The organism is Flavobacterium piscis, from assembly GCF_031457575.1.
Taxonomy (GTDB): domain Bacteria; phylum Bacteroidota; class Bacteroidia; order Flavobacteriales; family Flavobacteriaceae; genus Flavobacterium; species Flavobacterium piscis_A.
In genome coordinates this window covers 95,980-107,488 of sequence record NZ_JAVDWQ010000005.1, presented here as the reverse complement: position 1 = coordinate 107,488, position 11,509 = coordinate 95,980, and the positions used below count along the sequence as shown (strand labels likewise).

Here is an 11,509-nt window from a genome sequence, read left to right as displayed (position 1 = left end):
TATATCTATATCCACAGGTAAATATATTTCGAAATAGAGGTGGGATTTTACTAATTAAGTTAAATCAGAAATTTACTTTGCTTTAAAACGTCTAATTACTAAAAAGAACATTTTCAGTGCCCTCGCCATCAACATCCATATTGACAGCTCCACTATTTAACTTTTTCATTCTAAAACAAGTTATTTTAAAGCAAAAATCCCCAATATTGAAAGTAAACCCCTAAAATAATCAAAGAGAACAGAATTGTCGATATAAAGCTTGCATTTGAAATGGATTTAATTTTAAGCGCAAAATATAGTATTGAAACTATAGTAAATACGATAAAAAACCACTGTACGACAAACAAGTAATTAAACTGGTTGCGCATTCCAAAAGCCAGTATGTAAAAATTATCTTGTGCAGTATCATTTATCGCTAATACAAATCCGATAATAGTAAACAACCCTAATAAGGATGCAATTATAATTAAAATTCTAATGAATTTATTTGCGTTCGTATCTTCTTTTCTTTTTATGAATAGATAAATAAATCCAAAAATTGAAATCAATAAAATTATAAAGGCAACAAGCAATGGTGCAAAAAATAAAATATTAAAACCATTTAGGCTGTTTGCAAAGTTTGAAATCCCTCCGCTTAATTTGACATCGCTGACAAAATTTACTTTATTAACGGACTGAAATCCACTTACGTCCGGTTTTTTATTCGGATTACTTACAAAATCCGCTATAATTTTACCACCAATTTTAGAAAAACCGGGGGCATGTCCAAAAAACGGAGCATTAACCAAAAATCCGTTTTTAAATCGATCTACAGTAGTTTTTCCATTTGAAGCCGGAGTAATAGGGTCAAATGCTCCCGCAAGCACTAAAACAGGGGCTGTTACCGCAGACAGATCAGATAAATCGTTTTTGGTTTCAGCATCGCTTATCACCCCTAAATTCCATTTATCACATACTGAAAAGTCTGATTTATAAAAAGACAATCCGCCTTTTAATTTTTTGTATTTAATCGCATTTGCATCAAACGTTGCAATCGAATTATAAGGAACAGTCTCTTTACAGCTCACACAATAATACTGTCCATAGTCTAATCCCAGTGCTCCTGAAAAAGCCGCTACTAGTGCGCTTAAAGTATTCTTATTGCCTTCATTAAATTCAGTAATCAATAGAGGTAAGAGTTCTATCAATTTCCTTTTATACAGTGATTGCTGAATAGCGATTTTGAAATCCTCGACATTATAAGTGAATTCACCATTGGGGATAATCTTCTTATCTACTTTTACAGTAATTGGTTTCTTTTCTAATTTTTCTATGGTTTCATAATAGATGTTTTTTAAATCCGGATAATTTTTGTTGCAATTTGGATCATTTTTGCAGGTATTGAAAATTTTTTCAAGACTGTTTATATAATTGGTTGTATTGAGGTTATAATAATTAGAAATATCTGAAACAGAAGAATCAAGAATTAAAGACTCAATATCCTCAGGAAAATCATTTGCATACACCTGAGCGGTATACGATCCGTACGAAACACCATAGGCATTCCATTTGCTATATCCTAAGGCCTTTTTTAAAGCATTCAGGTCTTTAGCTATTGCTTTGCTATTGTAAGCGTTCAGATCAATATTCCTATTTAATAAGTCTTGTTTACAAGCCAATGCTGCGATAGTTTTTTGCTGTTCATCTTGCGTCGCATTTTGATTTTTAGCCAGTATTTCAAGGAATTTCTTTCCTAAGTCGGGACAAAATTTAGGAAGCGAGAAACCAGTTCCTCTTACATCAGTTAAAATAATAGTACTATTACTTCTTAAAGGATTTTTAAACCAGCCCCATATTCCCGCAATTCCTCCTGCACCTGGCCCTCCTTCAATATAGATAACAGGATTTGCGCCTGCTTTTTTTGAGGTGCTTTTTAAAACTGCAACTGCAATTTTAATTTTTTTACCTTCTGGCTTATCCCAATTTTCAGGAACTATCAAATATCCCCAGTCTATGTCCTCGTGATTTATGTTTTTTGCTTCGTGGAAGAAAGTGGTCGTTTTTTCAAATTTAAAAACATCAGTTTGGGAAAACAAACAAGAAGGCAGCAGACCTAGCAATAAAAATAGTCGTAATAGGTTTTTCATTTTATTTAAATTAAATTATTAGCTTATAATATGTGTTTTAACACAACATCATTAATATTCGATTTTAATGAAATAGTACACTTGTACTTTTTATCCATTTTTATTTCTTTCACATAGAATTTTTGTCCCTGGATTTCGGTTGTATTAGCAACAATTTCAAATGATTGTAGTGGAATTGTTAATCCATACCCATGTGCTTTTATAACAGCTTCTTTCTGTGTCCAGTAATCAAAAAAGGCATTTTGTATGTTATTGGAATTACTAATTTTATTCCATTCGTTTTCGGTCATCTGAAACTTGAAATCATGAATTTTAATATCAGTCATAACTTCTATATCGATTCCTATTTCAGTTGTAGCACTTAAGGCACAAACCACGATTTCTCCCGAATGTGAGATATTAAAATGTATTTTTTTATCTTCAAAATAGGGCTTATTGTATTTTGTGTATTTAATCTCTTTATCGTGGGGACGTCGCAAACTAGTTTCGTCTATTGCTCTGAACAATAATATCCGACCCAAAAGTGATAATTGAGCATCCTGCCACCTTCTGAATCGCTTAATTTTATCCTGATATTCTTGTGAAAAATGCAATAAATTATTCTTCAGCAAGCTTTCGTGATTCTCCTCCGACAAATAAGAATAATAGATATAAACCAAAGCTATTGCTGTTTAGAAATTAAAATCAAAATCAGAGATTATACTTTTCTGCAGTTCCAGTTTAATATCAATTACATCTAATTTTACTGATGTATTTTTTACTATGTCATTCAAAAGAGTATCATACTTATCAGCAATAAGCTGTATTGTATCCTTATGAAACAGATCACAATTATAGTCAATGATTCCTTTCAGAGTATCTTCGCTTTCAAACAAATTAAACACTATCGGCATTCTGCTGTATTTATTTTCAATTGGATAAGAAGTCAACTTTAGATCATTTAATTCATTGATGCTTTCAAAGGAAAACTCCGGATTCTGATACACCAGCATCACATCAAAAACAGCTTGGGGAACTTTTAAAAATGGAACATTATTATGCTCATTAATCATAACTAAATTACTTTGAATGTTTTTTAAGAGCGTTGTAAAGGCTTGTTCAGGTTCCAGTTTTGTCCTTAAAACAAGTGTTTTAACAAACATTCCAATCTGATTGTTCATTTCTGGGATATTTCTGCCCGAGTTTACAGTTCCTATACAAATATCAGTGTGATTTGAAAATTTAAAGATGAGCACCTTTAAGGCTGCTACTAAAAGAGTATAAAAAGTAACCTGCTCTTCAATTGCTACTTTCTTTAGAGCCGAAGTAGTAGCTGGGTTTAGCTCAAAGAAATAACTGGCTCCGCCCTGCTGATTCTGCTGATTGTCAAAGTCTCTTTCAAAGGAATCAGCAGGTTGATAATCCTGCAGGTAATTTTTCCAGAACAACTCATTCTTTCCGGCATTATCTTCTGCTGTTCTATTAAACCACTCTGAATAATCTTTAAACTGAAATTTTAGAATATTCTCTTTTGAAATTCCTAAAAAAGTGTTTCTGTTATAATTTTGAATAAATTCTTTTATGAGAATTTCTAAAGATAAACCATCCATTATAATATGATGCGTGCAAAAAAGCAATATCGATTTATTTTCGGCTATCCTGAGCATCTGCACTTTTAACAGTAAATCTGCTTCTAAATCAAATGCCGTATTATTGAATTGATTAATAATTTCCTCTGCTTTTTGATCTTCTGACTCAACGGAAGAAATGGCAAATTTCACTCTTTCTAATGGTTTAATTATTTGATAAGGAATTCCGTTTACTTCAATAAAATTGGTTCGCAGAATTTCATGTTTTTCAATTATTGTATATATTGCAGTACAAATTTTATCAAGATTTACAATCTCTTCTATACTATAAGCAGCATACATGTTGTAGGCTATTGAAGTGTTTTTTTGCTGAGAAGCCAACCAGATATTGTATTGTGACGGTGTTAATTCATAATTTTTTTTAGCGTCTGATAACGTAATAGCTACTGGTTGATTCAGAGTGATTTTTTGCAAATAATTAGCCAGTAATTCAATTGTAGGGTAGTCAAAGATAGTTTTAAGGGAAATATCCATTGAAAGTTCTCTGGTTATCAAACCAATTAATTTAACTGCATTTAAAGAATGTCCCCCTAAGGCAAAAAAATTATCGTTTACACTTATCTCTTCTTTACTTTTTAAAACTTCCTGCCAATATTCAGTAAGTTTTTTTTCTAAATCTGAAATCGGTGCTTTAAAATTATCATCATTTATATTTTTTAGAATGGCTCTTTGCGTCAGGGATTTTCGGTCTATCTTTTGGTTTGGCGTAAGCGGAAATTCTTCCATGTGAATAATGAAATTCGGAATCATATAGTTTGGCAGGTTTAGTTTTAATGCTCCCTTAATTTTTTCCGCATCCATTACTTCCTTATTTTTTAAAAAATAAGCTACTAAAAAAGCTTCCTGTTGCTCTCCTTTTTTGGCAATTACAACCGAATTTTGAATTCCCTCGATTTGATTTAATTGCGACTCAATATCACCAAGTTCAATTCTATAGCCTCTAATCTTAACCTGATTGTCATTTCTTCCTAAAAACGTGATCTCGCCATTGTCATTCCATTTTCCTAAATCACCGGTTTCGTATAGCAAACTGCTGCTGTCAAACGGATTTGCAATAAATTTTTCGTTTGTTAATTTCTCATTTTTATAATATCCCTTCGCCAATCCGTCGCCTGCTATGTAAATTGCTCCAGGGGTTCCCACCGGCTTAGGGCTTAAAAACTCATCCAGAATATAAAACTGTGTGTTGTTTATGGGCTTCCCAATGTTTGATGCGTCTCTAAAATGTTCAATCTTTTTTATACTTGACCAAATCGTAGTTTCAGTTGGCCCATACATGTTCCAGACTTCCAAACTATTTTGGATTAGTTTTTCTGCCAGTGCTTCACTCAGTAAATCTCCTCCACACAAAACTTTTAATTGCTTGTCGCCTTGCCAGCCGGTATGAAATAACATTTGATAAAAACTTGGCGTAGCCTGAATTATTGTTGGTTGTATTTCTTTTATTTTCTGGATGATAAAATTCACATCAGACAAAACACTCTGATTTGCAACATATAAAGTTCCTCCTGATATTAGGAGTACAAAAAATTCTAATATTGAAATATCAAAAGAATATGTCGTTACAGAAAAAAAAGTGTCACTTAATCCAACGCCGGGTTTTTGCTGGATACTAATTAAAAAATTAAGTAATGATTGATGAGCAATTTCTACGCCTTTCGGGTTTCCTGTCGAACCAGAAGTATAAATTATATAGGCAGTGTCTTGAGGGTAAACTATTATTTCGGGAGTTTCGTTAGAAATATCGATTCCTTCCAAAATATTTTCTAATGCAACTACCTCTACATCACCTGCCGTATTGAGCCAGTATTCTTTTTCATTTATAAGTATTTTACTTTGACTGTGGTTAATAATATAATTAAGCCTGTCTTCTGGAAATGAGGGGTCTAAGGGAATATAAGATCTTCCCGATTTTAAAATTCCGAGTAAAACAACCACTATATTAGCCGATCGTTCCAATAAAACAGCAATAGGAGATTTATCTTTTTCTCCATACTTCGTTATTAAATATTGGGCTATTTGGTTGGATGATTTATGAAGCTCAGAATAAGAATATGATCTGTATTCGTCTTTTAGAGCTTCTTTGCCCGGTAATTTTTCTACCTGTTCATAAAATAAGTCAAGTAAGGTTCTATTCTTTTGATAATCTGTTTTGGTTGCATTGAATGTTTGTAAAACCTGATTTTTTTCTTCTTTAGTTAAATATGTGAGTTCTTTTAATTTTTGATTCGAATTGCTTAAAATATCTGTTAGCAGGTTTTCAAAATGATGCACCACTTGTGTAATCCGGGCTTCATTAAAATAGTTCAGATTATAATCGAAATCAATTTTTACATCTTCCAATTCATCAAATTCGCGGATGTAAATAGCAAGGGCTACGCGCTCTGACTCATGCGTTAATGGAATTACGCAAGTTTGGGTGTTCTTAAAATTAGTAGCATAATTTTGCTTCTCGTACGAAAGCGTAATATTAAATATTTTTTCTTTTTCCGTAAAAACCTGAAGCTCCTGGATAAGTTTTCCCAAAGGAAATCGCTGGTGGCGGTAATCATTCCTCAATTGATTTTTGATCAGAGTTACTAAATCTTCAAAAGTAATGTCGAAATCCAACGCAACTCTCAAAGGTGATATTCCCATAAAAAGTCCTACTGTTTTCTTGTACTTCGATTTGCTTCTGTTTAAAACAGGAATACCTATGGCAAAGTCTCTATTTTGATGTTTTCTTCCGAAATAGGTATACAAAACAGCTAAAATTAAATGAAAAGAAGAAGATTTATTTTCAGCCGCCAGTTGGTTTAATTGATTGTATACTTCCCTTTTTATAACCAATTCCTTCCGGCTGCTTTTATTGCTTTCTATGAAATCATTTGTTGTGTCTAATAAAACCTCTTTTTCTAAAAGTGCTTCCGGCAGTGTTTTAAATTTTTCTACCCAATATTTTTTATCCTCTAAAAATGCAGCAGCGTTTTGATACTCATAATCGTCTTCTATAAAATCCTTATAACTATAAGGATAGATTGTTGTAACATTCCCAAATTCATAGATTTCATTATAGTTTTGTACCAGTCTATGAAACATTAAGGACGTTCCCCAGCCATCGGTAATAATGTGATGGTAAACCGAAAACAGGTAATAAAAATCTTCTTTTACCTTAACCAAAGTAAAAACATGTAAAAGATTTTCGTTAAATAAATTAAAAGGTTTCATAAATTCCTTTTGCATATAAGCAGACGCTTCTTCTACAGGGTCCACACAATCGGAGAAATCTACAAATCCTAATTGTGACTGATGCTCCTCTAATACTTTAATCGATATATCTTCTCCATTTTTTACCAGTATACTTCTGTAGGTATCATGCTGATCAATAAGCGTTGCATAGGCTTTTTTTAAAGCATCTCTATTTATTATTCCTTTAATTTCGATTTTAGCCCCAATGTTATATATAGGATCATTAGGAAATAATAATTGTTCAAAGTAAACATCTTGTTGTGGAAGCGTAAGTTTCATTGAAAAGTGTGTTATTTAATAATCAGTATAAATTTATGATTGACAAATTGCAGCTTTGCCATTTCATCTTAACGCTGTACCTCTTTATGCCATAAGCTTTCTGTGTGCAGGCAATCGTCTTTTACTTTAAAATCTTTTACAATTTCTCCATAATCAAATTTTAGTATCCTGTCTGCATATTTAAAGTAAGCATCATCATGGGTTACCGCAATAATAGTTTTACCTTCTTGTTTTAACTTAGGCAGCAGATTTTCATAAAAATATTTCCTGAAATGAGGATCCTGATCGGCTGCCCATTCATCTAATACCAAAATTGGCTTATCTTCAAGAAGCGCAAAAATCAATGACATTCTTTTGCCCTGCCCTTTCGAAAAAGGCCGCCTTGCAGAATCTTCTTTGTCATCCTGAATTACTTTGTCGAGCTCCATTATTCGTAGCAAATCACGATACTCCTGATTGTTTTCTAAGGTATATTTATCGTAATTTTTGGAAAATATATGATTGTCTGTGAAAACTGCCGATATCAGGTTATGTGTAGTAGTGTTTCCTTTAACATATTGTTGTTCGTTTATTATCACCTCTCCTGCTGTAGGCTGATACAAACCGGTTAAAATGTTGATAAAAGTACTTTTACCGCTGCCGTTTCCGCCTATTATAAATATCATTTCTCCTTTTTCTATCGAAAGATTTACGGGTCCTAAAGCAAATGTTTTTTCGGCAGTATCATTTTCATATTCAAAACGAATTTTTTCAAATCGTAATAAACTGAAATCTTCCTGATCCGTATTTTGAATTGTAACTATTGCATCAGTACTGTCAAAATCCTTTAAAAATTTCTTGATCCTGTTGTTGGCAACTTTTAGTCTTGTATAAACGTTCTGCATATTGATAAGGTTGTTAATAGGTCCTGAAACAAATAATAGAATAACGACATAGGAAATCACATCTTCTCTTTTTAATAAACCAATTTCGGGTAATAAAAACAGAATAGCGCCAATTACCAGATACAGCCCGTACTGACTAATTAAATTGATGGATAAAAAGACATAATTAATATTAAAATCCAGTATTTTGGCATTTTCCCTGTTAGGGGATAAGTGGTCATTCATTAATTTTTCCCTTCTGTGTAAGCTTAGCTTAAAACTTTTAAACCCCTTTATTACATCATCTACATACTTATAGTAATGCTCGTTGTACTTTCTAAGGCTGGCTACTTTTTGCGACATTGTATTGATTACCAAAAAATAGGTTACAGCTATCAGGACTATTAATGCAACTACAACTACAGCTGCTGAAACAGACAGCGTAAATAAGTATATCATACAAAGCAATAACATCAATAAGGAATTGATGGTATGCGTAACCACTTCGGGAAAAGTTGCGAAGATCCTTAAATCTTCTATGGCAGTATAAAAGCGTTGTGAGCCTAGTTTTTCAAGTGTTATTAAGGGAGCCTTTAATATTTTATCAAATATTTTTTTTTCGTTTTCATACAATACTTCAAAAGAGTATTTATTGATTTTTTTTTGAAAAATTATATTTAGCAAATAAGTGTATATAACTGTTGAAATAAATACAATACCCATATAATCTGTTATGAAATCTGTTTTTCCGGATATTACATTATTAATGATATAAACGATTCCAAAGCTCAAAATCGTATTAGGTATTGCATAAAGCAATAGATAAACGACATAGGAAAATTTTAATTTAAACATAATAGTTTATTTTTTGATTGTTTATTTTTTTTTTGCACTTGTAAAAATATTAGCTAATGCAACAGCATTTTTGTAGATAAAGAAGTGATTTCCATCCCATATATCAGAGGTGAACGTGTTGTGAGTAAAACTTTTCCAGTTTTCGATCTTATCACAGGTTTCTTCATCGACTCCCATTAAAGCATGTATTGGGATATTTATCCGTAGTCCCTGTTCAGAAAAAAAATCTTTTTCGAGACACTCAAAATCGGCCCTGATGATTGGCAGGAAATAATCAAATAATCCTTCGTTTTCGCTTATTTCTTCCGGGATTCCGCCTAGGCTCAGCAATTCTTTTTTAAAATTATAATCATCCAGTGTATAATGTATAATATCTTTATTTTTTTTTATTCCGGGCCCTGCATTTCCGGATACAATAAGTGATTTGGGGCTATCTCCCGCAATTTCCATTTTTGCAGCTACAGAAAGTCCTAAAGTGGCTCCCATGCTATGTCCGTAAATTAAATAAGGCTCTTTGTTTCGTAAAGATGTAATCTGATTATAATAATCTTCAATAGCCTGGTCTTTATTCGTAATTAATTGCTCTCTGTGCCTTTTACCTCTTCCCGGTAATTCAAGAGGAATAAAATCGACATTGGAGATCTCTTTTCTGAGAAACTCAAATGAGTAAACATTTCCTCCGGCAAAGTGTAGTAAAAAAAGCTGCATATGTTTGGGTTTTATCTGGAGTGATCTGTTGCGTTTTCGGCAATTCTTTCTGCGTAATTTAATTTCCTGTTTCCAAATTTATAGATCGCCGAAATCCTGAAAGCTCTTGGATCCTGGTAATTTCTGAAGGTTTGCCTAACATTATCAACGGTAGCTACTTTGTATTCATTCATTGATTTTAAAATATCCGTCACATTAACCTCAACTATAAAATCTTTACGAAGCATTAAAAATTTTATTCCAAAATCCATAGCATATTGTTTGCTGATTAAGGCTTCCTGACTAAGATTTTTAGAACGGTACCAAAAACTTAAATTACTTGAAATGTTTCGCTCTGCATTGAAATAGAACTGACTGTTTATCATACCATACCAGCCCCAGACATCGACATCCTCTATAGCCGGCACCAATGATTGGTTGAACTTGTAGAATCCCTGTAACTGGATATTCGTTTCAAAAGAATTCCCGTATTTTAAGAAAGAGTTACCTGAAACCTGCAAGGTGTTTAAATCCATATAGCTGACCACTTTATGCGCTACGATATGATCTTCTGTAAAATTGGTCAGGGACCAGAAATTGTCTTTTGTTTTCGAATAGGAAACACCTAAGTCATATTGTGATTTGTAAGCATATACCAGATTGAAATTGCTTGTTAATGATGGCTTTAAAAACGGATTTCCCAAATAATTCTCATAAGCATTATAAATCCCTAAAGATGGGTTTATAAATCTGTATAGAGGTCTGTTGTAATACTCCGAATAGGCAAAACTTAGTTTGTTTTTTTCATCAAACCTGTATGTTGCATTTAGGAAGAGAAATAACTTTAAATATTTATCATCCAGATCGTTATAGTCAATATCATCAACATAACCGTTTATGATTGTATTTTCAAGCTTAAATCCAATCTGAAGATCTAGTTTTCCAAAACTTTTTTTTAAATCTGAAAATACCATCTGTCTGTTTTCAATGTAAGTACAGATTGGTGATAATGATAAATCCTGCACATAATCTTCATCATACTTCCTAAAATTCCTGATGTTATAATTGGATTCAATGTAGATCCATTTGCCTCCAATGGTGAAATTGAAAAGTCCTGTAGGAAAATGATACAAACCATTCAGGGTATATATATTCAAATCTGTACGTCCGTCATGGTAAACTGTATAGTTGCGATTGGGCACAGCTGCACCATTTACATCGTAATCCTGTCCATAAGTATTTTGATTATAGTTCCACGGTCTTTGAAGCCAATCTGCTTCGATAGTCAAAAATTTATTTTCATTAAAATCATGCCTTAACAGCACATTCAGGGAATTCCGTTTCAGATTCGAAATTAATTTCTTACTTCCAATATAATACCGATCTAATACGTCCGGGCTGTTATAGATATCTATATTTGTTTTAGTATCTAATATATTCTCATATGTATCATTCATGGAGGAGACATTTATTTTCGTCTTTTTTGAAATCTGGTACTGCACATCGATAAAGGTCACAAAACTATTAAAGTCATAATCTGTTGTTCCCGAACTAATAAATGATGCATCAGAAAAAAAAGTACTGACATCATTTTCCCTGAAAAATTTCTCCCGCCCATAACTTATACTTGAATTGACTTTCCATCTACCACGATTGTAAACCAGATTGATGCTGTTGTTAAAACTCGGAAACTTATGCTGTTTGTAAACTGATTTTACAGCACCACCAAAATATTCACCAGAATCTTCTGTAGAATTGGGTTGATTTAGGGAAGTACCTGTTTGTGAAAAGCTTAAAAATGGAATGAACATCAAGCAAAATAATTTATATTTCATTTACAATT

6 protein-coding genes are annotated in these 11,509 nt (G+C 32.5%); all 6 read right to left on the bottom strand.

Annotation, left to right across the window (positions count from 1 at the left end; all coding sequences use genetic code 11):
• Positions 1–185: 185 nt before the first annotated feature.
• The gene (locus J2W48_RS08985) at positions 186–2,126 is read right to left on the bottom strand and encodes an alpha/beta fold hydrolase (RefSeq protein ID WP_310280464.1); all 1,941 of its coding nucleotides are present in this window, start codon (positions 2,124–2,126) and stop codon (positions 186–188) included.
• Between the two features lie 23 nt (positions 2,127–2,149).
• Complete coding sequence (locus tag J2W48_RS08980; protein WP_310280462.1) at positions 2,150–2,785, bottom strand: 4'-phosphopantetheinyl transferase family protein; 636 nt, start codon at positions 2,783–2,785, stop codon at positions 2,150–2,152.
• 12 nt (positions 2,786–2,797) lie between these two features.
• Positions 2,798–7,261 carry an amino acid adenylation domain-containing protein gene (locus J2W48_RS08975; protein WP_310280459.1) on the bottom strand — a complete coding sequence of 1,488 codons (4,464 nt, stop codon included), beginning with the start codon at positions 7,259–7,261 and terminating at the stop codon, positions 2,798–2,800.
• A gap of 68 nt (positions 7,262–7,329) precedes the next feature.
• Positions 7,330–8,979, bottom strand: coding sequence for a cyclic peptide export ABC transporter (locus J2W48_RS08970; RefSeq protein WP_310280457.1), 1,650 nt, complete (start codon positions 8,977–8,979; stop codon positions 7,330–7,332).
• Between the two features lie 21 nt (positions 8,980–9,000).
• Positions 9,001–9,687, bottom strand: a complete 687-nt coding sequence (locus tag J2W48_RS08965; protein ID WP_310280456.1) for a thioesterase II family protein — start codon at positions 9,685–9,687, stop codon at positions 9,001–9,003.
• 11 nt (positions 9,688–9,698) lie between these two features.
• On the bottom strand, positions 9,699–11,501 hold the full coding sequence (locus tag J2W48_RS08960; protein WP_310280454.1) for an outer membrane beta-barrel family protein: 1,803 nt from the start codon (positions 11,499–11,501) through the stop codon (positions 9,699–9,701).
• Between the last annotated feature and the right edge of the window lie 8 nt (positions 11,502–11,509).